Origin of the sequence: Kitasatospora sp. NPDC048194 (assembly GCF_043202455.1) — a bacterium.
Lineage (GTDB): Bacteria > Actinomycetota > Actinomycetes > Streptomycetales > Streptomycetaceae > Kitasatospora.
The window spans coordinates 217,894-244,419 of record NZ_JBIDAK010000002.1 but is presented as its reverse complement, the minus strand read 5'-3'; the positions used below and the strand labels follow the sequence as shown (position 1 = coordinate 244,419).

Genomic DNA, 26,526 nt, shown 5'->3' with positions numbered 1-26,526 from the left:
ATGACCGAAGGCGGACGACGATGACCCGAGGCAGGCGACGATGACCGAGGGCGGACGATGAGCGCCCCCGGCGACCGCGGAGTGGTCTGGCTGGGCACCCCGCCCTTCCCCGAGGCCGCCCGCGAGGCCGTCGGCGACACCCGGCTGCGGGCGAACCTGAAGCGGGCGACGACCGTCATCCGCGACAAGCGCCTCGCCGTCGCGTCGGAGCTGGACGACTGGGAGCAGCTGCGCACCGCCGCCGACGCGATCAGGACCCGGACCCTGCGTCACCTCGACCACCACCTGCTGCGGCTGGAGGAGTCGGTCACCGCCGCCGGTGGAACGGTGCACTGGGCGGCCGACGCCGCCGAGGCCAACCGCATCGTCACCGACCTGGTGCGGGACACCGGCGAGCACGAGGTCGTCAAGGTCAAGTCGATGGCCACCCAGGAGATCGGCCTCCACGAGGCCCTCGCCGCGGCGGGCATCACCGCCTACGAGACCGACCTCGCCGAACTCATCGTCCAGCTCGGCGACGACCGCCCGTCCCACATCCTCGTCCCGGCGATCCACCGCAACCGGACGGAGATCCGCGACCTGTTCGCCGAGCGGATGGGCGCGTGGGGGCAGCCGGCTCCCGAGGGGCTCACCGACGAGCCCGCCGAACTCGCCGAGGCGGCCCGCCGGCACCTTCGGCGGAAGTTCCTCACCGCGAAGGTCGCCGTCTCCGGTGCCAACTTCGCCGTCGCCGACACCGGCACCCTCGTCGTGGTGGAGTCCGAGGGCAACGGCCGGATGTGCCTGACCCTGCCCGAGACCCTGATCACGGTGATGGGCATCGAGAAGGTCGTCCCCAGCTGGTCGGACCTGGAGGTGTTCCTCCAGTTGCTCCCCCGCTCCTCCACCGGCGAGCGGATGAACCCGTACACCTCCACCTGGACGGGCACGACGCAGGCCGACGGTCCGTCCCGGTTCCACCTCGTCCTGCTCGACAACGGCCGCACCGACACCCTCGCCGACACCGTCGGCCGCCAGGCCCTGGCCTGCATCCGCTGCTCCGCCTGCCTCAACGTCTGCCCGGTCTTCGAGCGCACCGGCGGGCACGCGTACGGCTCGGTCTACCCCGGGCCGATCGGCGCCGTGCTGACGCCGCAACTGGTCGGCGTGGAACGGGCCTCCTCCCTGCCGTTCGCCTCCACCCTGTGCGGGGCCTGCTACGACGCCTGCCCAGTGAAGATCGACATTCCGAGGCTGCTGGTGCACCTGCGGGCCGCGGCGGTCCGGGCCCGACGCGGCGCCGGACGCCTGCCCACCGCCGAGGCCGTGGCGATGAAGGCGGCCGCCACCGTCCTTGACTCCCCCGGACTGTTCGCCGCCGCCCAGCGGGCGGCCTCGCTCGGGGGCCGGGCGCTCGCCCGACGCGGTCGGATCGGCCGGATCGGCCGGCTGCCCGGCCCGCTGCGCGCGTGGTCCGCCGAGCGGGACACCCCGGCGCCGCCCGCCGAGTCCTTCCGCGCCTGGTGGCGCAGGAACCGGCAGGAGAGGTGATGGACAGCCGTGACGCCGTCCTCCGGCGGATCCGGGCCGCCCTCGCCGACGTCCCCGCCGACGAGGGCCCGGAGGACGTGCCCGTGCCGCGCGCGTACCGGCGGGGCCACGCCGCCCCCGGTCAGGACCTGACGCGGCTCTTCGCCGAGCGGGTCCGCGACTACCTCGCCACCGTCACCCGGACGGACCGGACCGGACTTCCCGGGGCGATCGCGGCCGCCCTCACCGCGCGCCGCGCCACGCGGCTGGCGGTACCCGACGGCTTCCCCGCCGGGTTCCTGCCGTCCGGAGCCTTCGAGTGGCACCGGGAGCCCCTCGGCGTCGCCGCCCTGGACGCCCTCGACGGCGTCGTCACCCTGGCGGCCGTGGGCATCGCCGTCACCGGCACCATCGTCCTGGACACCGGCCCGGGCCAGGGCGGCCGGGCCCTCAGCCTCGTCCCCGACTACCACCTGTGCGTCATCCGCGCGGAGCAGATCGTCGACGACGTGCCCGAGGCGCTCGCACGCCTCGACCCGCGCCTGCCGCTGACCTTCGTCTCCGGCCCGTCCGCCACCAGTGACATCGAACTCACCCGGGTCGAGGGCGTGCACGGGCCGCGGACCCTGGACGTCCTCCTCGTCGACCCCGGCGAACCCGTCCCACCCGCCGGAGCCGGTGGCACCGCGGAACCCTGAGGCACCGCGGAACCCTGAGACACCGCGGGGCCCCGAGGCACCGGGGGGCCCGGCGAGGCCGGCGCCTGGAGCCCGGTGCGCCGAGGCATCGCGGCCGGACGGTACCGCGCCCGCCGCGCCCGGGCGCATACTGTGCACGATGAACAAATTCCCAGCAGGTCGCCGCCCCCTGCCCACCAGCCCCTTCAAGGCCCCCACGGAGGCACCGCGCAAGCACTTCGACGTCGGGGACCGCGTCACCCATGACGGATTCGGCCTCGGCCGGGTCATCGGCGTCGAAGGCGACGGCGACATCGCGGTCCTCGTCGACTTCGGATCACGGAGGGAACGCATCACCCAGCCGTACACCGCGATGTTCAAACTCTGACCGCCGGAAGCCGGCCGGGCGTCGCCCCATGGTCCGGACGGTCCTCGCGGGCACTATTCTCGGGTCCATGTCGAAACCTGATGCGCTGCTCGTCGACATCGCCGCGATGGTGGAGTCCGAGGGCAGCAACCAGATGCCCCTGACCGTGGTCGTCCCGGGGGCGGTCATCACCGGCCGGCTGGCGCCGGAGCGGCTGTGGCTGGAGCGGGTGGCCGAAGTCCTCGCGGCCTCGGACCACTTGAAGCCCTTCGCCACGCTCTTCGCGACGCCCGGCGGCGAGACGGCTCCGCCCGACGCCCGGCCCACCCACCTGCACCTGCACGTCGCCCGCATCCTCCAGGGCAGCTTCGGCCTGCCCCACACGGGCGGCCTGTACCGGATCGCCATCGCCGACATCAGCAGTTGGACGGTGGGGGACCTCAGCTACTCCGACCACTGACCGCTCCTCCGCCCGGCGGCGGAGCCCCCGCCGGGCGGAGGGTTCCGCCGCCGGGCGGGGCGAACCCGGCGCCGGGCGGGTGGGGCGACCCGTCAGCCCCGGGGGACGGCCCGTCGGCCCGTGACGCCTTCAGCGCCGGACGGCGGGGCCCGCGCTGCGCCGCAGCACCATCTCCGGGGCGATCTCCACCCGGGCGTGCGGGACCGCCCCGCCCTCCAGCTCCTCGACCAGCAGTTCCAGCGCCTTGCGGCCCAGCTCGCCGAAGTCCTGCCGCACGGTGGTCAGCGGCGGGGTGAAGTAGGCGGCCTCCGGGATGTCGTCGAAACCGACCACGCTGATCTCCTCCGGGACGGACCGGCCGGCCTCGTGCAGGGCGCGCAGCAGTCCCAGCGCCATGTGGTCATTGGCGCAGAACACGGCTGTGACATCGGGTAGTTGTGCGATCCGCAGCCCCGCCTGGTAGCCCGATCGGGCACTCCAGTCGCCGCGCTCCACGTCCGGCACCGGCGCTCCGGCGGCCTCCAGGGTGCGGCGCCACCCCTCCTCGCGGTCCTGGCTCTCCAGCCAGTTGGCCGGCCCCGCCAGGTGGTGCACGGTGCGGTGGCCCAGGTCGAGCAGGTGCCCGGTGGCCTCTCCGGCACCGAAGCGGTTGCCCACCGACACCATCGGCACCCGGGCCTGGTCCCCCGATCCGACCGCGACCACCGGCACCGAGCTGGAGAGCCGGGCCACCGCGCTGACGGCCGAGGTCTGCGGAGCGATCACCACGACGCCCTCGACCGCCTGGTCGCGCAGCCGGTCGACCGCCTCCTGGACGGAACGGCCGTCCAGCGAACGGAGGCTGGTCACGCTGACGAAGTACCCCGCGCTGCGCGCGGCGCGCTCGATGCCGTCCAGCATCGCGGCGGGGCCGTAGAGGGTCGAGTCGAAGCTCACCACGCCGAGGGTCTGGGAGCGGCGGGTGACGAGCGCGCGGGCGGCGGAGTTGGGCCGGTAGTCCAGCTCCCGGATGGCGGCCAGCACACGGTCCCGGGTGTCCGGACGCACGTGCGGCGCGCCGTTGAGCACCCGGGACACCGTCTGGTGCGACACGCCCGCCAGCTTCGCCACGTCGGCCATCACGGGCAGGCGCTGCTCCGTCCCGGCGCTGTCGGTTCCCACTGCCAGTCCCCTCCTCGGCTGTGACCACAGTACGCGACCGGGTCCAGGCCGATCCGTCACCCTCCGTCCGGCGGAGGTCGCCACCCCCGGGTGCCGGGACCGCCCGGTCGAGTGCCCGGTTCAGCGGGCTCAGCCGGCTCCGCGGGGCTCAGCTCAGCTGCTCGGCCAGCGCGAGGACGATCCCGCTCGGCCCCCGGAGGTAGCAGAGCAGGTAGCTGTCCTCGTAGCGCGTCACCTCTCCGACGAGTTCGGCGCCGTGGGGGCGGAGCCGGGCGAGGGTGTCCTCGAGGTCGTCGACGGCGAACATGATGCGGTGCAGGCCCAGCGTGTTCACCGGAGTGACCTCCCGCTCCGGGGTGACCGCCCTGGGGCTGTGGTACTTCGACAGTTCGATCCGGCCCGGGGCGTCCGGGACCCGCATCATCGCAATCTCGCTCCGCAGGTCGTCGAACCCGACGACGCTTCCCGCCGAGCGCCCCTCGACCTGCGTCCGGCCCTCCAGCTCCATGCCGAGTTCGGTGAAGAAGGCGATGGCGGCGTCGAGGTCGTCGACGACGATACCGATGTTGTCCATGCGCTGAACGGCCATGCCGACGAGGATAGGGGCCGGGTCCGACACCACCGGCTCCGCTGCCGTCCCACCCGCGACCGTGTCGTCCCGCCGTCCGGGGGCGGCCGAGGACGGCACCGAGTCACAAGAGTGACGGCCCGACGGGAGAACCGCTCGAGGCGCGCACCACCAACTCGGGCAGCAGCCGCCGGGACCGGGCCCGCCCGCCCTCGATCCGGCGCAGCAGCTCCCGGACGGCGACCCGGCCCTGCTCGGCCATCGGTGACCGCACCGTGGTGAGCGCGACCGGCAGTTCGGCGGCGACCGGGGTGTCGTTGAACCCCGCCAGCGCGAGGTCCCGCCCCGCGTGCAGGCCGAGGTCCCGGGCCGCGCCGAGGACCCCGATGGCCGCCAGGTCGTTGACGGCGAACAGGGCGGTGGGTCGGGAGCCCGCGGTCAGCAGGGCGGTCGCCGCCGCACGGCCGCCCGCGGTGTCGAAGCCGCAGTGCCGCACCAGTCCCGGCGGCACCGGTAGCCCCGCCTCGGCGTACCGGTCCACGAACCCGGCCGTGCGGTCGGTGCCGGTGCTGGCGAACGGTTCCCCCGCGACGCAGCCGACCCGGGTGTGGCCCAGGGCCAGGAAGTGCTCGGCCACCAGGCGCCCGCCCAGGTAGTCGTCGCAGGTGACGGCAGGTGTGTCGCCCTCGGTGCGGCGGTTGACCAGGATGTGGGGCGTGCGCCGCAGGGCCGGGTCCGCCAGGGCGGCGCCGTCCAGGTGGGCGTCGCCGATGACGATGCCGTCCACCCGCCTGCCGAGGACCATCGCGATCCGCTCGCGCTGGCGGACCGGATCGTCCTGGGTGTTGGTGACGAAGGCGGCGAGCCCGTGCCGGGCCGCCTCCTCCTCGATGCCCTCGTAGACGGTCGCGACGACGACCTCGGACAGCCGCGCGAACACCACCCCGATCAGGTTGCTGCGCCGGGTGCGCAGGCTCACGGCGGCCGGGTCCCGGCGGTAGCCCAGCTGCGCCGCCAGTTCCCGCACGCGGTGGGCCGTCGGCCCCGAGGCGGCACGCCGTCCGTCGTCGTCGCGTCCGTTCAGGACCCGGGAGACGGTGGACACGTCCAGCCCCAGCTGGTCGGCGATCATCTTCAGCGTCACCGGGCGGCTCTCGATACCCACGACCGACTCCCTCTCCTCCACGACCGCCCATTCTGCGCGATCGCCGGCCCCGGCCGTGAGGCGCCGGCCGGCCGGGGCCGACGCGCCCGCACCGGGGCCAGGGCCAGGGCTGATGCGTTCTCAGGCGCTGAGCCGGAGCATGGCGGCTGCTCCTGGACGCAGGAGTCCTGAACACGTGACCTCACCAGCCGTCACACCCGCGGCCCATACCCGCACTCCGCCGTCCGGCAACAGAAAGTCGCAGGTCAGACCGCAGATCGACGGATAGGGTGCCGCAATGACCTCAACATTCCGTCTCGCGGAGATCACCACCGACAACGTGGAGGACGCCCTTCGGCTGTCCGTACGTCCTGACCAGCAGGACTTGGTGCAACCGGTCGCGCATTCCCTCGCCCTGGCGTACGCGTTCGGGGACACGGCCTGGCCCCGGCTGATACTCGACGGCGAGGAGATCGTCGGCTTCGTGATGGCGTTCTTCGGGGTACCGTTCGATGCCGACCCGCCCGGTGTCACCCGCGCCGGTCTGTGGCGACTGAACGTGGCCGCCGGCCAACAGGGCCGAGGGATCGGCCGCTTCGCCGTTGAGCAGGTCGCCGAGGAGGTCCGGCGGCGCGGCTGGAGTCGACTCACGACGTCCTGGCACATCGCTGACAACGGTCCGGAACCGTTCTACCGCCGGCTCGGCTTCCGACCGACCGGCGAGATGACCGGCGACGAGGTCATCGGGGAACTGGAACTGGGCGGCGCCGAGCTGACGTGACCTGCTGGTAGGCCTCCCTGCAGATGCCCGTGCGGTGGGCCTCCAGGCCGTAGCGCTGGTGATCGCCGAGGTCTCCTCCTCCCGGATCGGTGTCCTCACACGCCACTGCGAGGACACCGCCCCGCCGTGCCTGCCCGCCGGACTGCGGGAACTGTCCGCCCTGGCCGAGGTCCGGGTGGCATCCCCGGTCGGCCGCCCGGTCCGGGGCCGTCCGGACGATTCCCGCCCTGGCCGGCCGGTCCTGACCGGCTGCCGTTGGGGGCCGCCGGGCGGAGCGCTGTTCACCGTGCGGTCGGGACACCGGCCCCGGGGCCGGCCGCGCCGTGGACCGACCGCCAGGCGGCGGGGGGCACCCCGGTCTGGCGGCGGAAGAAGGTGGTGAAGTTGCCGACGTCCCGGAAGCCGAGGCGCCGGGCGCAACCGCCGACCGGGAGGTCGGTGTGCGCGAGCAGCCGCTTGGCCTCCAGCAGGATGCGCTGGTCGAGGAAGGCCTTGGCGCCGGTGCCGGTGACGGCACGGGTGGCCCGGGTGAGGGTGCGCGGGTCGTAGCCGAGCGCGCGGGCGTGGTCGGCCACGTGGTGCCGGGTGGTGAAGTGCTCCTCGACGGCGTCCCGGTAGGCGCGGAAGACGGCCGTCTGCCGGTCGCCGGCCGGTGGTACCGCGACCGGGTCCGCCGCCGCGGGCAGCGCGCGCAGCAGCAGCGCCGCGAGGAGGTGGGAGAGCAGCGCGGGCGATGCCAGGGCGGGTGTGCGGGAGGCCGCGTCGTGCTCGCACCGGAGGTGCTCGGCCGCGAGCAGGGCGAGGTCCAGTCGCCGGCGGTCGAGGTGCCAGCACGCCGGTGCGGCGGTCTCCGCCGCCGTGAAGCCGGGCAGGAAGCCGGTCCGGAAGAGGATCAGGGGGCCGTCGCAGCCGTCGATGTCGCTCCAGCGGTGCACCGTGCCCGGCCGGATCCACACCGCGCTGCCCTCCTCCAGGCGGTGCCCCTGGAAGTCCGCCTCGTGGGCGCCGGCACCGGAGCCGACGAGGGCGAAGACGTGGAAGTCCGGGCGTTGCGGGAGCACTCGACGGCGGGCGGTGTCCATGGCACGCAGCCCGGCGAAGTCGAGGACCTCCACGCCGTACGGCGAGCCGACGGCCGGAGCGTAGCGCAGCTGCCGTACGGCCTGGTGTCCGTTTTCCACAATCGCTGCGCCCCTTTTCACCGTGGCCGGGCGGGCGTCCCGCCTACGGTCGTCCTGCCCGTTCGAGCGGGCGCAAGGCTACCGATGCGGGTGTGCCGCGGCACGGCGGCGGTCCCCGTACGGCGGACGGAAAGGCACAGTGATGACGGAAACCACAAGGTCGCTACCCCTGGCGGGCGGCAGCCTGGACGTGCGGATCGGAGGAGGACGGCAGGGGCCGGCACTGGTGTTCGCCCACTACTGGGGCGGGTCCGCCGGCACCTGGGACGCGGTGGTCGAGCGCCTGCCGGCCGGGCAGGCCACGGTCCGCTTCGATCAGCGCGGCTGGGGGACGGCACGGGCGCTGCCCGGGCCGTACCACCTCGACCAGCTCGCGGACGATCTCGCCCGGGTGGTCGAGGCGTGCGTGCCGGGGCCGTTCGTCCTCGTCGGCCACTCGATGGGCGGCAAGGTGGCCCAGCTGCTCGCGGGCCGCCGGCCCGCCGGACTGGCCGGTCTGGTGCTCGTCGCTCCCGCTCCGCCGCGGCCGCCCGCCACGCTCACCGAGGCGTACCGGCAGGGCCTGTCCCACGCGTACGACTCGCCGGAGACGGTCCGGCACGCCCTCGACCACGTCCTCACCGCGCTGCCCCTGCCGGAGGCCCTGCGCGCCGCCGTGGTCCGCGACAGCCTCGCCGCGGGGGCCGCGGCCCGGGAGGAGTGGCCGCTGCGCGGGATCGCCCAGGACATCACCGGGGTCGTGCCCGGCATCGAGGTCCCGGTGGCGGTGCTGACCGGGGAGCGCGACCCGGTGGAGCCGTCCGAGGTGCTTCGCGCGTGCCTGCTGCCGTACGTCCCGCACGCGACGCTGACCACCGTCCCGGGCGCCGGGCACCTGCTGCCGGTGGAGTCCCCGGACGCCGTCGCGACCGCCCTCCGGGATTTCCTCGCCCGCCTCCGGCGGTGACCGGATCCCTCCGGCGCCGGGCGCTGACGGCCGACCCGGCCCGGGATGGCCCCGGACGGCGCCGGACGGCCCCGGGGAGCGGGCCGGGAGGCCGGTGATCACCCGGTCGGACGCGCCGTACGGCGAAAATCCACCTCCTCGGAAGTCAGCCGGGGCGCAGGCCGTACGACCGCCAACGGGCCTGCCCGCGGGGCCCCTTGGCGGTCGCGGCCGGACGGGGTCGAGCGCCCCGGCGGGGGTATTCCGGAAACCGGGCGTGAAATATCCGCCCGTCGCGTGCCCGGGCCTGCTAGAGTCGTTTTTAGTTGCAGTGGTTCCCATGAACTTTGTGTGCGCCTGCTGATGTATCACCGCAGGCGCATTTTTGTTTCCCGGCTCTTTCCCGGGTGGATGGTCATCGCGGCGACGCGGAGCCTGCGCAGTGCCGGCTCCGGACAGCCTCTGAAGGAGAATTTTTATGGCTAATGGCACCGTGAAGTGGTTCAACTCGGAAAAGGGCTTCGGCTTCATCGAGCAGGAGGGTGGCGGCCCGGACGTCTTCGCCCACTACTCGAACATCAACGCCAACGGCTTCCGTGAGCTGCTCGAGGGCCAGAAGGTCGAGTTCGACGTCACGCAGGGCCAGAAGGGCCCGCAGGCGGAGAACATTCGCCCGCTGTAGTTCTCTGCGATGGCTCAGGCCTAGCAGTGACGGGCCCGCACCGCGCATTTCGATGCGCGGTGCGGGCCCGTCGGCGTTTTCCCGGCTCCCCGCGAGACCGGGAGTGCCCAAGTGCGCCGGGACACCGAGCCGGAGGGCGGGGTCGGCGCGGGGCCGGGGAGGCGAGGGGCCGGCACGTGCCGTCCTTCGGCTCAGGGGCGCAGGTCCGCCGCTCCCCCGGGCGCCTCGGCGGCGGGCTGGGCGGCAGTGGCGGTCCCGGCGGCGGGCTGGGCGGCGGGCCGGGCGGCAGGCGGCGCGGCGGGCTCCGCGGTCACCGCGTTGTACTCGGCGAGCGTCGCCCGGGTGAAGCCGAAGAAGTAGGTGGCGAGGAAACCCACGACGTAGCCGGTCAGCAGTCCGCCGCCGTACACCGCGGCGCTCGCGGCCATCCCGTGCGGGCCCGCCAGCAGGGGGAACAGGGCCCAGCCGGACGGACCGACGGCGGTGGAGCCGACCGCGCTGCCGAGCTGGCCGGCCACCCCGACGAACGCGCCACCGGCGGCGCCGCCGACGCAGGCGGTCACGAAGGGCCGGCCCAGCGGCAGCGTCACCCCGTAGACCAGGGGTTCGCCGACACCGAGCAGGCCGGCCGGGAGCGCGGACCTGATGACGGCCCGGACGGAGGCGTTGTTTCGCAGCCGCAGGTAGACCGCCGCGGCGCAGCCGACCTGCCCGGCGCCGGCCATGGCGAGGATCGGCAGCAGGACGGTGGAGCCCTGCTGCTGGATCAGGGTGGTGTGGATCGGGATCAGCGCCTGGTGCAGCCCGAGCATGACCAGCGGCAGGAAGAGGCCGCCGAGCACCAGCCCGGCGAGCAGCCCGCCGTGGGCGAGCAGCCAGGTGGCGGCGTGGCCGATGGCGGCGGAGACCTCCCCGGCGACGAACATCAGGCCGAACAGCGCGGCGAGCCCGCCGACCAGGACGGTGACGGTGGGGGTGACCAGCACGTCGAGGGCGTCGGGCAGCAGCCGCCGGGTCCAGCGTTCGACCTGGACGGCGAGCAGCGCGGCGCCGAGCGCCCCGACCACGCCGCCCTGCCCGGGGGTGAGGTGGTGGCCGAAGGCCTCCACCTTGGCCACCCCCGCGTAGACGATCACGCTGGCCACGGCCCCGCCCAGCACGGGTGTGCCGCCGAACTCCTTCGCCGTGTTGTAGCCGACGAAGACGGCGAGCAGGGACATGAAGCCCGCGGAGACCGGCCCGAGGGCGGCGACCAGCCCGGGCGCCCAGCCCAGGTTGGCGAGGGCGCCGGAGAGGGCGGCGACGATGCCGCAGCCGATCAGGGCGGGGATCAGCGGGACGAAGATGTCGGCGATCCTGCGCAGGGCCCGTTTCACCGGGGTCGCGTTGCGGACGCGGGCCTCGGCCCGGATCCGCGCGCCGCGCCCGGCCAGGGCCTCGGCGGTGGGGGCGCTTCCGGCCCCCGGATCCTCCTGGGGACCGGTCCCGGCGGCCGCGCCGTCGCCGGAGTCCAGGAGCCCGCGCAGCTGCGCGGTGACGCCGGCGACGGCTCCGGGGCCGAGGACGATCTGGTAGGTGTCGTCGTCGACGGTCCCGAGCACGGCCGGCAGCGCCCGGAGGGCTTCCTGGTCGACCAGCGAGCGGTCGGCCAGCCCCAGCCGCAGCCGGGTCATGCAGTGGGCGACCGAGCGGATGTTGGGGGCGCCGCCGACCAACGGGAGGATCGCCTCGGCCGTGGCGCGGTTCTTCTCGTCCGACATGCCGGGTGACGTACCCGGATGGTCCCCGCGCTCAACCGGAGCCGTGCGGGTCGTCCTCCGACCGCATCGTGGTGCGCACCCGGTGCACGTACCGGTCGACCAGATGGCGCAGCACGCTGACGGTGGCGACGACGTCCGGCTCCGGGACGCCGTCCAGTGCGCTGGTCAGTCCGGCGATGTTGGCCTGTTTCAGCCGGTCGAGCAGCTGCCGCCCGTCGGCGGTGATGGCCACCTGGCGGGCCCTGCGGTCCAGCGCGTCGGGGCTGCGTTCCACCAGTTGCTGGCCCTGGAGCCGGTCGATCTGCCGGGTGACGTGGGAGGGCTTAACCATCAGCCGGTCGGCCAGGTCGCTCACCCGGCTGGCCCCCTCGGCCTCGGCGAGGGCGCGCAGCAGGTAGACGTCCGAGCGGGCGGCCGTGATGCCGGCCCGGGCCGTGCGGCGTTCGTGCTCCTGGGAGCGCGTCAGCAGGTAGGCCAGGGAGGCCAGTACGGCCTCCAGGTCGGAGGCGGTGGTCCGATCGTCTTCGGCGTCCGGCATGGAGGAACTGTAGCGATCCGGTACGGGCCGCAGCCGCACCGGGCGGCGGTGACCGGATTTCGGACAGATTCGGCCGTCACCCGATGCGCCCTTTCCTCGCCACGGACCGCGAGTTAGCGTGACGATCAGTTAGTTGCTTTTGGCACGTAAATGGCCCGCCCCGACGGCCCGCGCCCGCGGGCCTGCGCCACCACATCCGCAGGCCCGTCGGCCCCACCGGCACCGTCGGCCCCACCGGCACCGCCGGCCCCACCCAGCTCCGAGAAGGGGAGCCCCCTGATGGCCACTGCCGCGAAGACCCCGCGCTTCAGCCACCCCGCCGCCCGCGACACCTGCCCGTTCGCCCCGCCGCCCGCCTACCGGCAGGCCCAGCAGGAGGAGCCGGTCAGCCGCGTCACCCTCTGGGACGGCTCCACGACGTGGCTGGTCACCCGCCACGAGGACGTCAAGGCGGTCCTCGCCGACCGGCGCTTCAGCTCCGACTCCACCCGCCCGGGCTTCCCCTTCATCAGCGCGGGCGCCCGGCAGCTGAACGCCGGTCAGCCCACCTTCATCCGGATGGACGACCCGGAGCACTCCCGTCTGCGCCGGATGCTCACCGGCGAGTTCATGATCAAGAAGGTCGAGGCGCTGCGCCCCGAGGTCCAGCGCATCGCCGACGAGCTGCTGGACCGGATGACCGAGGGGCGCTCCAGCGCCGACCTGGTCCGCGAGTTCGCCCTGCCCCTGCCGTCCCTGGTGATCTGCCTGCTGCTCGGCGTCCCCTACCAGGACCACGCCTTCTTCCAGGAGTGCAGCCGCGTCCTGCTGCGCCGCGAGTCCTCGGCCGAGGAGGTCATCGACGCCCAGGCCCGGCTGACCGACTACCTGATCAGGCTCACCGAGGCCAAGCGCAGCGAACCCGACGACGGCATCCTCAGCCGTCTGGTCGAACGCGGCGACCTGAGCACCGAGGAGATCGGCGCGATGGGCCGGCTGCTGCTGGTCGCCGGACACGAGACCACCGCCAACATGACCGCGCTCTCCGTCCTCGCCCTGCTGCGCAACCCCGAACAGCTCGACCACCTGCGCCGCCACCCCGAGTCCGCCCCCGGCGCGGTCGAGGAACTGCTGCGCTACCTGACCATCGTGCACTCCGGGCTGACCAGGGTCGCCACCGAGGACGTCGACCTCGGCGGCGTGCGGATCCGCGCGGGCGAGGGCGTCGTCTGCATGGTCAACACGGCGAACCGGGACGAGCAGGAGTTCCCCGGCGGCGACGAACTCGACCTGACCCGTGACGCACGCCGCCACCTGGCCTTCGGGTTCGGCGTCCACCAGTGCCTCGGGCAGCCCCTCGCCCGGCTGGAACTGCAGATCGCCCTGAACACTGTTCTGCGCCGGCTGCCCGGACTGCGCCTGGCCGTCCCGTTCGAGGAGATCGCCTTCCGCGGCGAGATGCTCATCTACGGCGTCCACGAGCTGCCGGTCGCCTGGTGATCGGGCCGGCCCCCGCGCCGAACCACGGGCGCCGCCCAGGGCGGCGCGCCACCACCCACCGGAGCCAGGGCCGTCCGGCCCCTCCGCACCCGACACGTCCCGAAGGGAAGACCATGCTCGTCCGGATCGACCAGGAGAAGTGCTGCGGCGCCGGCCACTGCGTCCTCGCCGCGCCCGACGTCTTCGACCAGCGCGACGAGGACGGCATCGTCGTCCTGCTGGACGCCGAACCGCCCGCCGAACTCCACCAGGCCGTCCAGGACGCCGCCGCCGTCTGCCCGGCCGCGGCGATCAGCCTGGAGCGGGTGTGACCGCTCTGCGGGACGTCGCCGTCGTCGGCGCCGGCGCCGCCGGGCTGCACGCCGCCGAATCGCTGCGCCGGGCCGGCTACGACGGCCGCCTCACCCTCATCGGGGCGGAGGACGAACCCCCGTACGACCGGCCGCCGCTGTCCAAGCACCTGCTCGGCGGGGAGTGGCAGCCCGACCGCCTCGCGCTGCGCGGACCCCAGGCGTTGGAGGAGCTCCGGCTCGACCTGCGCCTGGGGGTCCCGGCCGAGCGCCTGGACCGCCGGGAGCGGACCGTCCGGCTCGCCGACGGCCACCGGGTGCGCTGCGACGCCGTCATCGTGGCGACCGGCGTCCGCCCGCGCCGGCTGCCCGGCGCCGACGGGCCGGTGCCGGGCGCCCACGTGCTGCGCACCCTCGGCGACGCCCTCGCCCTTCGCGAGGAACTCCGTGCGGGCACCCGGCTGCTGGTGGTCGGCGGCGGCCTGCTCGGGGCCGAGGCGGCGGCCACCGCGGTCGGGCTCGGCGCCGAGGTCACGTGGCTGGCCTCCGCCGCCGTGCCCCAGGCCGCCGTCCTCGGCACCGAGACGGCCGCGCTGCTGGCCGGCCTGCACCGCGAGCACGGGGTGCGGATCCACCGGGGCACGGCCGCCGCGCTGCTCCGGCGCCACGGCCGGGCCGCCGGCGTCCGGCTCACCGACGGCTCCGAGCTGGCCGCCGACACCGTCCTGATGGCCATCGGATCCGAGCCGGCCACCGAGTGGCTGGCCGACAGCGGCGTCCCGCTGGACGACGGCGTGGTCTGCGACGCCTACTGCGCCGCCGGGCCGGGCGTCTGGGCCGCCGGGGACGCCGCCTCCTGGCCCGACCCGAGCACCGGCCGCCACCACCGCCTGGAGCAGCGCACCAACGCCACCGAACAGGCGGTGCACGCCGCCCGGAACCTGCTGGCCGGCCCGGACGGCGTCCGGCAGGCCTACCAGCCGGTCCCGTACCTGTGGACCGATCAGTACGGGCTGCGCGTCCAGGCGTTCGGCCGGCCCGGTGACGCCGACCGCTTCGAGGTGGTCGACGGCAGCCTCGCCGACCACCGCTTCGCCGCCGTCTGCGGCCGTGACGGGCTGGTCACCGGAGCGGTCGGCATCGCCTCCGCCCGTGCCCTGCGGCACCTGCGCGCCCAGGTGGCGGCGCACAGCGCGTGGCCGTCGGAGGCGAGCTGACCCGCGCCGGCGGTCCACCGCCCACCGCCCCGGCCGCCACCCGGCCGGGGCGGTGGGCGTTCCGCCCCCTGGCGCAGGCCGGTGCCGAACCGCTCGGCGACGGGCGCCCGAAGCGGTCGCGAGCCCGGGCGTAGCGATCCGGTGACACGGAAGGCGCGATTCCGTCGACTGTTCGCACTACGTTCGATCGTGCACGTCCGCCGCGCCGCCGTCCCGCCCCCCGTGGGAGGGGGCCACAACGTGCTTGTCCTCGCCCGTACTTCATCCAGGAGCACCACATGCCCGTCGTGACGAACCGCCACGCGACCGCCGCCCGCACCCTGGCCGGCACCGTCCTGGCCGCCGCGCTGCTGGTGCCCACCGCGACGGCCTGCGGTTCCGCCTCCGACACGTCCGCGAGCACCGCAGCGGCCGCACCCGCCACCACTCCGGCCACCACCACCGCCACCGCATCGACCACGCCCGACCCGAAGGGCACCAGCAGCACCACCCCTGCCGTCACCCCGCCCGGCCCGCACGCCACCACCGCACCGGCCGCCCCGGCCGCCACGCCCGACGCGCGCCGCAGCACGGCGCCCGCCGCCGCGGGCAAGGGGTCGTCCCCGGTCCGCACCCAGACCCTGGTGGACGGCAGCACGGCCGAGATACGCGACCTCGGCAACCAGCGCTACCAGGCCAGGATCGTCAGCCACGGCGACGTCCTGGCCACCCTGGAGACGACCGGCACCGATGCCGGGCTCGACGCCAACGACATGTTCGTCGTGCTCTTGACGGACGGAACGGTCCACTCCTGGATGGGCGGTGGGCACCAGGGGCCGGGCACCTTCAAGCTCGCGGGCGGCTGGACGGCCAAGGTCACCGAGGTCGGCGAGCTCCACTACCGCGCGCAGCTCCTCGGCAACGACAACGCGGTGGCCGGCACGTGGGAGGCGAACCAGCACGACGCCGGCGGAGTCGCCAACGGCGTCCACCTGGTGCTCACCGCCGGCGGCGAGATCAGCGCCCACCTGTGAGCCGCCGGACGCCACGGCACGGGTGACTCCTGTCGACCCGTCACCCGCCCGGATTCGGAAGGGGCACCCGCGCTCGCCGACGATGTCGTGCAGCAAGTGGACAGTGCGCCGCCGAGGAGTCGTTCTCCACCGGAAGTCCTGCCATGATCGCCTCGGGGCAAGGCCTCCCTGAGCCTGATCCCGCGCCCAGTGATCACCGGGACCGGTCCCGGCCGCAGCTGGGCCGGGTGCGGGTTGGGGCGGTGGGCGCCCCGCGCAACCCCACCCCCACCCGCCCCCCCCCCCCGCCCGCGGGGGGGGGGGGGGGGGCGGCCCCCCCCCCCCCCCCCCCCCCACCCCGACCGTCCACCCCCACGGATCGTCAGACGGCGGCGAACGCCGGGTCACAGCCCGTCAGATTGCACGAGGCCGCCCACAGGCGTGCGGCCGTCGCGGGATCGGCCAGGTGGTCCCAGAAGGGCTCGGCGCGCGGTGCGCCGCGCAGCCCGAACGCCCGGGGGCTCACCATCCGGTCACCGCGGACGTCCGGGTCGAGCACCGCCCGGACGGCGGGCCACGCGGCGGCGTCCTTGCCCTGGACGACCAGGCCCAGCGGCAGGTGGCGCACCCGGTCGCCGGCGGTCCGGACGTGGAACGGCGGCCGCGACGGGGTGAGGGAGTCGAGAGCTCCGCCGGGGTGGACGAGAACGCTCAGCGTGCTGCTGCCGGCGGCGCGCAGGCGGCGGCCGAGTTCGACGGCGAAGAGCATCTGGGCCAGCTTCGACCGCCCGTAGGTCCGCTTGGGCCGGTAGTCGCGCTCGCTCTGGAGGTCGCCGAGGTCCAGGCGCTCGGTCTTGGCGGCGAAGCTGCCCGTGGTGACGATCCGGCTCCCCGGCGTCGCCGAGAGCAGCGGTGCCAGGAAGTGGGTCAGGGCGAAGTGGCCGAGGTGGTTGGTGCCGAACATCAGCTCGTGGCCGTCCCCGGTCTCCCGCCGCGGCGGATGGTCGAGGGCCACGCCGGCGTTGTGGACGACCGCGTCGAGGCGGTCCAGCCGCAGCGCGCCCACGGAGGGCCGGAGCGAGCCGAGGTCGGCCAGGTCGAGGGGCAGGTGGCGCACCTTGGCGCCCGGGACGTACGAGGCGATGGAGGCCATCGCGGTTGCGGCCTTCGCCGGGTCTCGGCTGCCCAGGACGACCGTGGCGCCGGTGGCGGCGAGCTGCTCGGCGACGAAGTAGCCGATGCCCGCGTTGCCGCCGGTGATCAGAAAGGTCTTCCCGTCCGCGCGGGGCAACCGGTGGACGTCCCAGTGCGGGGCCTTGGGTACGGAGGGCATGGCGGGCTCCTGGAGCTGAGCTGGTTCGGAGCCGGGCGGGGCCGGAGGTTCGCGGCCGGTCCCGCCCGGTTCGACCAGCGTCCTGGGCGCGACTCACATCCCACCGACAGATCGCTGTCCGCGCTGACGGCCCGCCGGTACCACCCGCCGCGGCGCCGGTGGCGGCCCGACGCCGGCGGGCGGCACCGCAGAGTCGGCCGGTGTGGGCGGGGCCGGCACCGGCCGCCGCAGCGCCGGTGACAGCCCACCCGACTGCGCTCAACTCCGGCCGAGCACGGCTTCGTCGAGGATGGTCCCGCCCAGGCTCCAGCCGCCGTCGGCGACCTCTTCCAGGATCACGAGCGTGGTCGCGCGGGCGCGTTCTCCGTAGACGCCGACGAACGCGTCGGTGACGGCGTCCTGCAGCCGCTTCCTGGACTCGGCCGTGAGCGTGTCGGCGGGAACCTTGAGGTTGGCGAAGGGCATGGGTCTTCCTTCCAGGGGTGGAACGGGTCAGCGGATGACCGGGTGAGCGGGTGAGCGGGTGGGCGGGCCCTCGGAAGGGCCGGTGATGCGCAGGGCGGGTGGCTTCGGCGGGCTGCCTCAGGCGCCGTCAGGCCATGCCGCCGTTGGCACGCAGGACCTGGCCGTTGACCCAGCGGCCCGCCGGGCCGACCAGGAAGGCGACCACCTGGGCGATGTCCGCGGGTGTGCCCAGCCGCTCCAGCGGCGGGGTCTTGGCGAGGGCCTCGATCTGCTCCTCCGTCTTGCCGTCCAGGAACAGGTCGGTCGCCGTGGGTCCGGGGGCGACGGTGTTGACGGTGACGTCCCGGCCGCGCAGTTCGCGCGCGAGGATCAGGGTGATCGCCTCGACCGCGCCCTTGCCGGCGGTGTAGGCGCCGTAGCCGGGGAACTGGGCCGCGACCACCGAGGTCGAGAAGGCGACGAAGGAGCCGCCCGCGCGCAGCCGGCGGGCGGCCTGCTGGGCGACGACGAAGGTGCCGCGGACGTTGGTGCGGTACATGGCGTCGAGGACGTCGAGATCGAGGTCGGCGATCGGGGACAGCGCCATCCGTCCGGCGCAGTTCACGACGACGTCGACGCCGCCGTGGGCCGCCTGCACCTGGTCGAACAGGGCGGCGACGGCGTGTTCGTCGGCGACGTCGGCCCGGAATGCGACGGCCCGGCCGCCCGCTGCGGAGATGGCCCGCACCGTCTCCTCGGCGGAGGCGGCGTCAGCGGCGTAGTTCACGATCACGGTCAGGCCGTCCTGGGCCAGGCGCTCGGCCACGGCCCGGCCGATGCCGCGCGAGCCGCCGGTGACGACGGCGACCCGGCCCGGGCCGGCATTGGCGCTGGTGCCGGGGCTGGAGTCGGAGCCGGGGGCGGGGCCGGGATCCGGGTCGACGCCGGGGCTCGGGGTTTCGACGGGAGTGCGGTTCATGGCCTCCACGATGCGGCGCTCCCGGCGCGCGAACCAGGGGATGCCATCCCCTGCGTCAGCGGTGCGCCGGCGGGCCGCCGTCCCGCAGACTGGGTGGGTGGCCTCCCCCAAGTACACCGAGCTCGGCGCCTTCCTCCGCTCCCGCCGGGAGCGCATCCGCCCCGAGGACGTCGGCCTCGTCGCCGGCCCGCGCCGCCGGGTGCCAGGACTGCGCCGGGACGAGGTGGCACAGCTCGCGGGCGCCTCGGTCGACTACTACAACGAGCTCGAGCGGGGTGCGGGCTCGCAGCCCTCGGAGCAGATGCTCGCCGCACTGGCCCGGGCGCTGCGGCTGACCTCGGACGAGCGCGACTACCTCTTCCGGCTCGCCGACCGCCCGCTGCCCGTGCACGGCGGACCGCAGTCGCACGTGCATCCCGGGATGACGGACCTGCTCACCCGGCTGACCTCCACCCCGGCGCAGGTCATCACCGATCTCCACGTCACGCTCGTGCAGAACCCCCTCGCCGTCGCCCTGCTGGGCGACCAGTCGGGCTTCCGCGGCCGGGAGGCGAGCTTCGTCCACCGCTGGTTCACGGACGCCGACGCGCGACGCCTCTATCCGGAGGCCGATCATGACGCGCAGTCCCGCACCTTCGTCGCCGACCTGCGCGCCGCCGCAGCCCGGCGCGACGCCAAGGACCCCGAAGCCCGCGAGCTCATCGCCGAGTTGACCGCCCGTTCAGCCGAGTTCGCCGCCCTGTGGGCCCGGCACGAGGTCGCGGTCCGCCGCAGCGACCGCAAGCGCATCAACCACCCGGTGCTCGGCACGCTGGAGGTCGACTGCCTCAACCTCTTCAGCGAGGACGGGCGGCAGCGCCTGCTCTGGTTCACCCCCGCGCTGGGCACGGACAGCGCCGACAAGCTGGACCTGCTCGCCGTCATCGGAAGCCAGCTCACCGACGCCCCGCGCTGACCGGACGGCCGTCCCGGCGGTGCCGAGGCGGGCGCCGGGGCCGTCCAGGCGGCCGTCACGCCCCGGTCAGTGCGGGAGCACCCAGCGCGGCCGCCACGTCCCGGCGGCATCGCGGTCGGCGGCCGCCGCCGTGGCGGCGAGGTGGGCGCGGAGGGTGGCGAGCGCCGGGTGGGCGTTGTCCCGGTGCCAGAGGAGCGAGTGCGGGTAGACGGGCGTCGGGTCGGTGACCGAGATGCGGCGCAGGCCGTAGCCGGCGGGCCAGACCAGGCGGGTCTGCTCGCTCATGAAGGTGGCCAGGGCCGGGGTGTCGGCGATGGTGTCGAGGAGGGCGTCGGAGCCGAAGTTGGGGCCGGTCGCCTCGATGGTGAGGCCGAACTCGGCGACCAGGTCGTCGTAGTAGGCGCCCCACTCGGTGCCGGGGACGATGCCGGGCATCCAGATCCGATGCCCGACCAGTTCGGCGAGGGTCACCGACTTGGCGCCCGCCAGCGCGTGCGCGGGGCCGGTGAGCAGCTGGAGCGGCTCGTCGAACACCCGGACCGACTCGACGTCCTCGGGGAGCGGCCGGCCCGGCATGGCGACGGCGCGGAACGTCGCGTCGATCGCGCCGGAGCGGATCGCATCGACGGCCGTCCCCACGTCGAAGATCATCACCACGTCGAGCTCGATCTCGGGGTGTGCGCGGTGGAAGTCGCGCATCAGGCCCGACTGCGCGCTCCGCGAGGTGAGCACGTCGACGCGCAGCGGGCGGCGGCCGGCGCGTACGGACGCCACCGCGCGTTCGGCGACGCGCAGCAGCTCGCGCGCGTGCGGCAGGAAGGCCTGCCCGTCGATGGTCTGCTCCGCGCCGCGCGGGGTGCGGGTGAACAGCCGGACCCCGAGGTCGCGCTCCAGCGCGGCGACCCGCTTGGACACGGCCTGCTGGGTGACCGAGAGGTCGACGGCGGCCTTCTGGAACTGGCCGGCCTCGGCGATGGCGACGAAGGTGCGCACTGCTTCGAGATCCATGGCGGCGAGCCTAGTGAACAACGCATGGTTGTGGCCGTGCCGGGGGGCGGTTGTTTGACCGGCGGTCCCGTTCGGCGCTTGGCTCTCACCGGTCAACTCCGGTTTGTTCGGTCGGGGCGTCGAAGGGGGTCGCACACGGTGGGCAGGAAACGGCTGGGCCGGCGGTTCGATTGGCTCTGGGCGGCGTACGCGGTGAGCGCGTACGGGTCCGGGCTGGGGTTCGGGGCGCTGCCGCTGATCGCCGTGACGGCCCTGCACGCCTCGCCGGGCGAGGTGTCCGCGCTGTCCGCGACCGGCCCCGCGATGGGCGCGCTGATCGCGCTGCCGCTCGGCCCCTGGGTGGAGCTCCGGCGCAAGCGCCCGGTGATGATCGCGATGGACCTGGCCCGGTTCGCGGCCATGGCCACGATCCCGGCCGCCTACGCCCTCGGCTGCCTCGGCTTCGCCCAGCTGCTGGTGGTCTCGGCAGCGGTCGCCGCCGCCAAGATCGCGTTCAACGCGGCCGGCGGCGCCTTCCTGAAGTCGCTGGTCCGGCCGGCCGATCTGCTCACCGCCAACGCGCGCTTCGAGTCCACGAACTGGAGCTCCATCGCGGTCGGGCCGCCGCTGGGCGGGGCGGCGATCGGCCTGTTCGGGCCGGTCACCACCGTGCTGGCCGACGCCCTCAGCTACCTGCTCTCCGCGGTGGGGATCGCGGCGATCGGCGGCCGGGAGGAGGCGCCCCAGCGGGTCGGCCGTCGGGCGGCGGGCGCGGTGGGGGCGGCGGGCGAACGGGCGGCCGACGCGGGCGGGGTGGCGGGCGAACGGCCGGCCGGTGCGGTGGGGGCAGCGGACGCGGAACGGCCGGCCGACGCGGTGCTCGACGGCTGGCGGCACATCCTGGCCGATCCCGGACTGCGGGCGCTCTACCTCAACAACATGCTCGTCTCCGGTCTGATCATGGCCACCGAACCGGTGCTCGCCGTGCTCCTGCTCCGCCGGCTCGACTTCGCCCCCTGGCAGTACGGACTGGCCTTCGCGGCTCCCTGCCTCGGTGGGCTGGTCGGCTCCCGGCTGGCCCAGCGCGTCGTCACCCGCTACGGCCGCGACCGGGTGTTCCGTACCGTCGGCACCCTGCGCGCCGTCTGGCTGATCGGCCTGGTCCTGGTCCGGCCGGGCGTCGTCGGGCTGCTCACGGTGATGGCCGTCGAGCTGGCGATCATCGTCAACATGAGCCTCTACACCCCGGTGCTGGCCACCTACCGGCTCGAGCGCACGCCGACGCACCTCGTCGCCCGCACCCTGTCCGCCTGGTCCATCGGCCAGCAGGCTGCCATCGCCGTGCTCACCGCACTCGGCGGCCTGCTGGCCGACGCCACCGGTCCCCGCACCGCCCTCGCGGTCGCGGGAGTGCTCGTCCTGGCCACCCCGCTCCTGCTCCCCCGCCCCGGACGGACCGGGGACCGGCCGGAGCCGTCCCGCAGCCCCGCCTGAGTCAGAGCGGCGCGCGCCGGCCTCGGAGCGCACCGGTCGGCGCAGGCCGGCGGCCCGTCGCGCCGTCCATCGGTTCGCGGATGGTCCCCGCGTGGGCGACCGGTTCCCCGAGGAAGGCGGCCCGACGGCTTCGGGGGCCGGCGGACCGGGCGGTCAGGCCGTCCGGCGCACGGCGATGACGTTGTCGGTGACGGTCGCGCGCTGCCCCTCGGGACCGGTTGCGGTGCGCCGGAGCGCGTGGCAGCGCTCGATGCGCCAGCCGTCGTCGAGGCGCAGGTCGGCGAGGGCCTCCTCGGCCGTGGGGAAGCGCACGTCCTGCCCCGCCTGCCAGGACCACGGCGCCACCGAGGCGTGGTCGACCACGAGCAGCAGCCCGTTCGGGGCGACCGCCGCCGCGGCGCGGCGCAGGATCCGTGCGCGCGGGATCTCCACCGGGGTGTGGAAGTAGCCGGCGGTGACGAGGTCGAAGACGCCCTCGGGGAAGGTCCGGGCCAGGTCGTGCCGGACGGGGTGGACCCGGGCGGACAGCCCGGCGGTCCGGGCCCGCGCGGCGACGCGGTCGAGGGCGGTCCCCGAGACGTCGACGGCTGGCGGAGCTCGCCGAGCGGACGGGCATCAACGAGAGCACGCTGTCCCGGCTCGAGGGCGGCAGCCGCAAGCCCACCCTGGAGCTGCTGCTGCCGCTCGCCGAGGTCCACGCCGTCCCGCTCGACGAGCTGGTGGGCGCACCCCCGCACCGGCGATCCGCGCATCCACCTGCGGCCGGTGGTCCGGGACGGGATGACGTACGTGCCGCTCAGCCGCCCGGGCGGCGTCCAGGCGCACAAGCTGCTGATCCCCCCGCGACCGGGCGGCGAACCGGAGTTGAAGACCCATGACGGGTTCGAGTGGGTCTACGTGCCCAGCGGCCGGCTGCGCCTGCTGCTCGGCGACCGGAGCCTGGTCCTCAAGGCGGGCGAGGCCGCCGAATTCGACACCCACGTGCCACACTGGCTCGGGCCGGACGGCGACCGGGCCGTCGAGCTCCTGGTCCTCTTCGGACACCAGGGCGAGCGGGCCCACCTGCGAGCCCGGTACACCTGACGTTTCGTCAACTTTATGGACAGGCAATCTGGTTCGCGCACCGGGCGGTCGTCGACCGGACCGTCGCGCCGCTCCGCCGGACGCACGCCGGGCGGCGCCCCCACTGGCCGGTCCACGGTCAAGCCCCGGTCAAGGATTACGCCGCAGGGGCCATCACCCCCTATCCTGGGGCCGATTCGAACAGACACCTCGTTCGGTGAGGCGTCTTCACGGACACAGGCCACTGATCCCACCCGTCGAGAGACGCTCCGGATCAGGACAGGTCTCCCCGGCTCAAGGGGTGACCCCAAGTGGCTTCCCGTCGGACACCGACCAGGGACACGCCGTGGAGTGCCAAAGCTCTGACGAGTGGGGGTGCCCGGGCGGTGACGTCGGTCTCCCCCTGCCGCGCCGCCGCGCCCCCGATGCGCGGCCGAGACCGGGAGGAGGGCGTGATGGACGAAAGTCCTGGCCATAGTCGGCCCTTCCCCGTGCCGCACTCGCCGTCCTCGCCGTCCCACCGCCGCCCGAGGCGCCCCGTCCTTCCCTGACCCGATCCGGTCCGTTCCGCCCTGCCGCCCGCCCCGGGCGCGGGCGGCCCCGGCGCATGCCCGCCACCGGCTCCGCGGTCACGGACGGCCGCGGCGCGCCGCCGGGTGGCCCGATGCCCCGTCCTGCCGGGGCGAGGGGGTTCCCATCATGGCCGCCGCCACGCTGTTCACGTCCGCCACCGCCCGGCTGCGCGACCGCACCGTCGCCGCCGAGCGCCGCACCGCCGTCACCCGCACCGTCCGGTCGTCGCTCGTCTCGCTGGCCGGGCTGGTCGGCGGGCCGGTCGCCAACCAGGCCGGTGAGGAGGTGGGCCGCGTCGTCGACGTGGTCGCCCGCCTCTACGGGGCGGAGCCGTACCCGCCGGTCACCGGCCTGATCATCCGGATCGGCCGGCGCCGCACCTTCATCGCCGCCGACGCCGTCGACCGGATCATGACCGGGCGGGTCCGGCTGCGCACCGCCCGGCTGGACCTGCGGGAGTTCAACCGCCGCCCCGGCGAGGTGCTGCTCGCCCGCGACGTGCTCGACCACCAGCTCGTCGACGTCGACGGCGTCCAGGTCACCCGCGCCGCCGACCTCTACCTGGCCCCACTGGCCGCCCGCACCGTGCTGGTGGGCGTCGACGTCTCGCTGCCCACCCTGCTGCGCCGCCTCGGCCCGCGCCGCTGGCAGGTCCGGCCCACCCCGGAGCGCGTCCTCGACTGGCGCTCCGTCGCCCCGTTCGGCGAGCAGGCCACCCACGGGCCCGCCGAGGTACGGCTGCGCGCCTCCCGCTCCGCGCTGCACCGGCTGCGTCCGGCCGACCTCGCCGACATCCTGGAGGACCTCGGCCGGCACGAACGCCAGCAGCTGCTCGGCTGGTTGGAGCCGGAGCAGGCGGCGGACGCGCTGGAGGAGATGGAACCCGCCGAGCTGGAGAACCTGCTGCGCGAGGTGCCGCCCGAGCACGCCGCCCGGCTCGTCGACGAGATGGAGCCGGACGAGGCGGCCGACGCCCTGCGCGACCTCGCACCGGGCGAGCGCGAGACCCTGCTCGCCAGGATGCCCGAGCCCGAGGCCGCCGAACTGCGCTCGCTGCTCGCCCATCGCGAGGGCACCGCGGGTGGTGCGATGACCACCCTGCTGGTCACCGCCGGCCGCGCGCACACCGTCGCCCAGGTGCGGGCGGAACTCGCCGCGCAGGCCGAGCACCGCACCGACATCGACGCGGTCGCCGTACTGGGCGAGGACGGCCGGCTGCTCGCCGACATCCCGCTGTTCGACCTCGCCGTCGCCGAGGACACCGCCGTGGTCGGCGATCTCGTCAGCTGGCTGGGCCAGTTCGGCCCGCCGGTGACCGTCCGACCCGACACCCGCCTGCCCGAGGCCGCCGACCGCCTGGTCGCGGCCCGGGCCACCTCCCTGCTCGTGGTCGACGACTCCGGGCGCCCGCTCGGCCGGGTCCTGGCCGACGACATCCTCGACTCGCTGCTGCCCGAGCGCGGGCGCCTGCACTTCCGGAGGCTCCTCAAGTGACCCGCGACCTCGACACTGCCCGCGACCTCGGCACTCCCCGGGACACCGACCAGCCCCGGGACGCCGCTCGACCCCGGGACACCGCCCAGCCCCGGGACGCCGCCACCCGCCCGGACACCGCCGACCAGGCCCGCGGGCCCGCGCCCGACCCGGCGTCGGCGCAGCACCCCGCCGGCGTCCCGGCCGGCTCCGGGCGCGCCGGCCGCCGCCGGGGCCTGCGCCGACTGGCCGCCGTCGCGATGGTGGCCGGGCCGGGTCTGGTCGCCGCCAACGCCGGCAACGACGCCGCGGGCATCGCCACCTACGCCAGCGCCGGCTCCCAGTTCACCTACGGGACGCTGTTCTTCATGGTGCTGGTCACCGTCGCCCTGGTGATGGTGCAGGAGATGGCCGTCCGGCTCGGCGCCCACACCGGCAAGGGCCTGGGCGCGCTGATCCGCGAGCAGTTCAGCCTGCGGCTGACCGCCCTCGCGGTGTTCTGCCTGCTGCTGGCCAACACCGGCCTGGTGGTCAGCGAGTTCGCCGGCATCGGCGCCGCCTTCCAGCTCCTCGGCGTGCCCAAGTGGGCGGTCATCCCGCCGGCCGCGGTGCTGCTCTGGTCGCTGGTGCTGTTCGGCTCGTACAAGTGGGCCGAGCGGATCTTCCTGGTGATGTCGCTGGCGTTCTTCGCCTACCCCGTCGCGATGGTCCTCGGCCACCCCGACTGGGGGCAGGTCGGCGAGCACCTGGTGGTGCCGCACCTGGAGCCCGGCAAGGACTTCATCCTGCTGGCCGTCGCCCTGATCGGCACCACCGTGAGCCCCTACATGCAGTTCTACGCCGCGGCCGGCGTGGTCGACCGCGGCGTCAAACCCGCCGACTACAAGCTGATCCGGGCCGACGCCGTACTCGGCGCGGTGTTCGCCTGCGTGATCAGCCTGACCATCATCATCGCCACCGCCTCCGCGATCGGCGGCACCGGCCCGCTGGAGTCCGCCGCGCAGGCCGCCGAGGCCCTCAAGCCGGTCGCCGGGCACGGCGCCGAGCTGCTCTTCGCCTTCGGCCTGATCGGCGCGTCCGCGCTGGCCGGCGCGGTGGTGCCGCTCTCGGCGAGCTACGCCATCGGCGAGGCGGCCGGCGTGGAGCGCTCGGTGTCCCGCAGCTTCCGCGACGCGCCGCTCTTCCTCGGGCTGTTCACCGCCCAGATCGTCCTCGGTGCCGTCGTGGCGCTGACCCCGGTGGACGTCATCCAGTTGCTGATCGGCACCCAGGTCCTCCAGGGCCTGATCAGCCCGATCGTCCTGGTCTACCTGCTGGTCCTCACCAACCGCCGCGCCGTGCTGGGCGACGCCGCCAACGGCCCCCGCTACCGGATCGCCGCCACCGTCGTGGTGGTCGGCGTCGCCGCCATGTCGACGATCCTGCTCGCCCAGACCGTCCTCGGCTGGTTCGGCCTCGGCTGACCCCGCCGGGGAGCGACCGCCCGGCATCCGGC

At 74.8% G+C, this 26,526-nt stretch carries 26 protein-coding genes, 1 pseudogene and 1 riboswitch; of the genes and pseudogenes, 16 read left to right on the top strand and 11 right to left on the bottom strand.

Annotated elements, in window-relative coordinates; genetic code table 11:
• Window positions 1–57 precede the first annotated feature (57 nt).
• The 4 genes from ACGF07_RS03595 (at window position 58) to ACGF07_RS03580 (ending at window position 3,013) form a co-directional block, all read left to right on the top strand.
• On the top strand, window positions 58–1,530 hold the full coding sequence (locus tag ACGF07_RS03595; protein ID WP_392895027.1) for a LutB/LldF family L-lactate oxidation iron-sulfur protein: 1,473 nt from the start codon (window positions 58–60) through the stop codon (window positions 1,528–1,530).
• Window positions 1,530–2,207: a lactate utilization protein C gene (locus ACGF07_RS03590; protein WP_392895025.1), complete on the top strand. Its 678-nt coding sequence runs from the start codon at window positions 1,530–1,532 to the stop codon at window positions 2,205–2,207. The genes ACGF07_RS03595 and ACGF07_RS03590 overlap by 1 nt, the downstream gene beginning before the upstream one ends.
• Window positions 2,208–2,346: 139 nt before the next feature.
• The gene (locus ACGF07_RS03585; protein WP_392895022.1) at window positions 2,347–2,574 is read left to right on the top strand and encodes a hypothetical protein; all 228 of its coding nucleotides are present in this window, start codon (window positions 2,347–2,349) and stop codon (window positions 2,572–2,574) included.
• A gap of 67 nt (window positions 2,575–2,641) precedes the next feature.
• The gene (locus tag ACGF07_RS03580) at window positions 2,642–3,013 is read left to right on the top strand and encodes a hypothetical protein (RefSeq protein WP_350744339.1); all 372 of its coding nucleotides are present in this window, start codon (window positions 2,642–2,644) and stop codon (window positions 3,011–3,013) included.
• A 129-nt stretch (window positions 3,014–3,142) separates the two neighbouring features.
• Here ACGF07_RS03580 and ACGF07_RS03575 read toward each other — a convergent pair whose 3' ends face one another.
• The 3 genes from ACGF07_RS03575 to ACGF07_RS03565 all read right to left on the bottom strand — a co-directional run bounded on the left by ACGF07_RS03575 (window position 3,143) and on the right by ACGF07_RS03565 (window position 5,907).
• Window positions 3,143–4,174 carry a LacI family DNA-binding transcriptional regulator gene (locus ACGF07_RS03575; RefSeq protein ID WP_350748514.1) on the bottom strand — a complete coding sequence of 344 codons (1,032 nt, stop codon included), beginning with the start codon at window positions 4,172–4,174 and terminating at the stop codon, window positions 3,143–3,145.
• 148 nt (window positions 4,175–4,322) lie between these two features.
• On the bottom strand, window positions 4,323–4,763 hold the full coding sequence (locus ACGF07_RS03570) for a VOC family protein (RefSeq protein ID WP_392895019.1): 441 nt from the start codon (window positions 4,761–4,763) through the stop codon (window positions 4,323–4,325).
• 103 nt (window positions 4,764–4,866) lie between these two features.
• Window positions 4,867–5,907 (bottom strand): LacI family DNA-binding transcriptional regulator, encoded by a 1,041-nt coding sequence (locus ACGF07_RS03565; protein ID WP_392895016.1) that lies wholly within the window; start codon window positions 5,905–5,907, stop codon window positions 4,867–4,869.
• Between the two features lie 277 nt (window positions 5,908–6,184).
• On the opposite strand from ACGF07_RS03565, the gene ACGF07_RS03560 reads away from it, so the two are divergent.
• On the top strand, window positions 6,185–6,667 hold the full coding sequence (locus ACGF07_RS03560; protein ID WP_392895014.1) for a GNAT family N-acetyltransferase: 483 nt from the start codon (window positions 6,185–6,187) through the stop codon (window positions 6,665–6,667).
• A gap of 281 nt (window positions 6,668–6,948) precedes the next feature.
• Here the strand turns inward: ACGF07_RS03560 and ACGF07_RS03555 are convergent, their stop codons facing one another.
• Complete coding sequence (locus ACGF07_RS03555; protein ID WP_392895011.1) at window positions 6,949–7,848, bottom strand: AraC family transcriptional regulator; 900 nt, start codon at window positions 7,846–7,848, stop codon at window positions 6,949–6,951.
• 142 nt (window positions 7,849–7,990) lie between these two features.
• On the opposite strand from ACGF07_RS03555, the gene ACGF07_RS03550 reads away from it, so the two are divergent.
• Together ACGF07_RS03550 and ACGF07_RS03545 are read left to right on the top strand one after the other, a co-directional pair.
• Window positions 7,991–8,794: an alpha/beta fold hydrolase gene (locus ACGF07_RS03550; RefSeq protein ID WP_392895008.1), complete on the top strand. Its 804-nt coding sequence runs from the start codon at window positions 7,991–7,993 to the stop codon at window positions 8,792–8,794.
• A gap of 457 nt (window positions 8,795–9,251) precedes the next feature.
• On the top strand, window positions 9,252–9,455 hold the full coding sequence (locus tag ACGF07_RS03545) for a cold-shock protein (protein ID WP_045694210.1): 204 nt from the start codon (window positions 9,252–9,254) through the stop codon (window positions 9,453–9,455).
• A 191-nt stretch (window positions 9,456–9,646) separates the two neighbouring features.
• Here the strand turns inward: ACGF07_RS03545 and ACGF07_RS03540 are convergent, their stop codons facing one another.
• Together ACGF07_RS03540 and ACGF07_RS03535 are read right to left on the bottom strand one after the other, a co-directional pair.
• Entirely contained in the window at window positions 9,647–11,215 is a 1,569-nt protein-coding gene (locus ACGF07_RS03540; protein WP_392895005.1) for a PTS transporter subunit EIIC, read from the bottom strand.
• Between the two features lie 31 nt (window positions 11,216–11,246).
• Window positions 11,247–11,753 carry a MarR family winged helix-turn-helix transcriptional regulator gene (locus tag ACGF07_RS03535; protein ID WP_392895002.1) on the bottom strand — a complete coding sequence of 169 codons (507 nt, stop codon included), beginning with the start codon at window positions 11,751–11,753 and terminating at the stop codon, window positions 11,247–11,249.
• A 279-nt stretch (window positions 11,754–12,032) separates the two neighbouring features.
• Between ACGF07_RS03535 and ACGF07_RS03530 the strand changes: the two genes are divergently transcribed.
• From ACGF07_RS03530 to ACGF07_RS03515, 4 genes are all read left to right on the top strand, one after another.
• Complete coding sequence (locus ACGF07_RS03530) at window positions 12,033–13,232, top strand: cytochrome P450 (RefSeq protein ID WP_392894999.1); 1,200 nt, start codon at window positions 12,033–12,035, stop codon at window positions 13,230–13,232.
• 113 nt (window positions 13,233–13,345) lie between these two features.
• Window positions 13,346–13,543 carry a ferredoxin gene (locus tag ACGF07_RS03525; protein WP_350749568.1) on the top strand — a complete coding sequence of 66 codons (198 nt, stop codon included), beginning with the start codon at window positions 13,346–13,348 and terminating at the stop codon, window positions 13,541–13,543.
• Window positions 13,540–14,739, top strand: coding sequence for an NAD(P)/FAD-dependent oxidoreductase (locus ACGF07_RS03520; RefSeq protein WP_392894995.1), 1,200 nt, complete (start codon window positions 13,540–13,542; stop codon window positions 14,737–14,739). The genes ACGF07_RS03525 and ACGF07_RS03520 overlap by 4 nt, the downstream gene beginning before the upstream one ends.
• 278 nt (window positions 14,740–15,017) lie before the next feature.
• Window positions 15,018–15,752, top strand: a complete 735-nt coding sequence (locus tag ACGF07_RS03515) for a hypothetical protein (protein WP_392894992.1) — start codon at window positions 15,018–15,020, stop codon at window positions 15,750–15,752.
• A 361-nt stretch (window positions 15,753–16,113) separates the two neighbouring features.
• Here ACGF07_RS03515 and ACGF07_RS03510 read toward each other — a convergent pair whose 3' ends face one another.
• The 3 genes from ACGF07_RS03510 to ACGF07_RS03500 form a co-directional block, all read right to left on the bottom strand.
• Window positions 16,114–17,064 (bottom strand): SDR family NAD(P)-dependent oxidoreductase, encoded by a 951-nt coding sequence (locus ACGF07_RS03510; protein ID WP_392894990.1) that lies wholly within the window; start codon window positions 17,062–17,064, stop codon window positions 16,114–16,116.
• A gap of 258 nt (window positions 17,065–17,322) precedes the next feature.
• Window positions 17,323–17,529: a tautomerase family protein gene (locus tag ACGF07_RS03505; RefSeq protein ID WP_392894987.1), complete on the bottom strand. Its 207-nt coding sequence runs from the start codon at window positions 17,527–17,529 to the stop codon at window positions 17,323–17,325.
• Between the two features lie 127 nt (window positions 17,530–17,656).
• Window positions 17,657–18,487: an SDR family oxidoreductase gene (locus ACGF07_RS03500; protein ID WP_392894985.1), complete on the bottom strand. Its 831-nt coding sequence runs from the start codon at window positions 18,485–18,487 to the stop codon at window positions 17,657–17,659.
• A 40-nt stretch (window positions 18,488–18,527) separates the two neighbouring features.
• On the opposite strand from ACGF07_RS03500, the gene ACGF07_RS03495 reads away from it, so the two are divergent.
• On the top strand, window positions 18,528–19,442 hold the full coding sequence (locus ACGF07_RS03495; RefSeq protein WP_392895529.1) for a helix-turn-helix transcriptional regulator: 915 nt from the start codon (window positions 18,528–18,530) through the stop codon (window positions 19,440–19,442).
• A gap of 66 nt (window positions 19,443–19,508) precedes the next feature.
• Here ACGF07_RS03495 and ACGF07_RS03490 read toward each other — a convergent pair whose 3' ends face one another.
• Window positions 19,509–20,450, bottom strand: a complete 942-nt coding sequence (locus ACGF07_RS03490) for a LysR family transcriptional regulator (RefSeq protein ID WP_392894983.1) — start codon at window positions 20,448–20,450, stop codon at window positions 19,509–19,511.
• Window positions 20,451–20,588: 138 nt separating this feature from the next.
• Here ACGF07_RS03490 and ACGF07_RS03485 point away from each other — a divergent pair, with 138 nt between their 5' ends.
• Window positions 20,589–21,923, top strand: a complete 1,335-nt coding sequence (locus ACGF07_RS03485; RefSeq protein ID WP_392894981.1) for an MFS transporter — start codon at window positions 20,589–20,591, stop codon at window positions 21,921–21,923.
• A gap of 153 nt (window positions 21,924–22,076) precedes the next feature.
• On the opposite strand, the gene ACGF07_RS03480 is transcribed toward ACGF07_RS03485, so the two are convergent.
• Window positions 22,077–22,355, bottom strand: coding sequence for a hypothetical protein (locus tag ACGF07_RS03480; protein ID WP_392894979.1), 279 nt, complete (start codon window positions 22,353–22,355; stop codon window positions 22,077–22,079).
• Between the two features lie 155 nt (window positions 22,356–22,510).
• On the opposite strand from ACGF07_RS03480, the pseudogene ACGF07_RS03475 reads away from it, so the two are divergent.
• The 3 genes and pseudogenes from ACGF07_RS03475 to ACGF07_RS03465 all read left to right on the top strand — a co-directional run bounded on the left by ACGF07_RS03475 (window position 22,511) and on the right by ACGF07_RS03465 (window position 26,494).
• A pseudogene (locus tag ACGF07_RS03475) lies at window positions 22,511–23,006 on the top strand (helix-turn-helix domain-containing protein).
• A 181-nt stretch (window positions 23,007–23,187) separates the two neighbouring features.
• Window positions 23,188–23,367: riboswitch (M-box (ykoK) riboswitch) on the top strand.
• A 317-nt stretch (window positions 23,368–23,684) separates the two neighbouring features.
• Window positions 23,685–25,052 carry a magnesium transporter MgtE N-terminal domain-containing protein gene (locus ACGF07_RS03470; RefSeq protein WP_392894976.1) on the top strand — a complete coding sequence of 456 codons (1,368 nt, stop codon included), beginning with the start codon at window positions 23,685–23,687 and terminating at the stop codon, window positions 25,050–25,052.
• Window positions 25,049–26,494 carry an NRAMP family divalent metal transporter gene (locus tag ACGF07_RS03465; protein ID WP_392894974.1) on the top strand — a complete coding sequence of 482 codons (1,446 nt, stop codon included), beginning with the start codon at window positions 25,049–25,051 and terminating at the stop codon, window positions 26,492–26,494. Before ACGF07_RS03470 ends, ACGF07_RS03465 begins: the two co-directional genes overlap by 4 nt.
• Window positions 26,495–26,526: the final 32 nt, after the last annotated feature.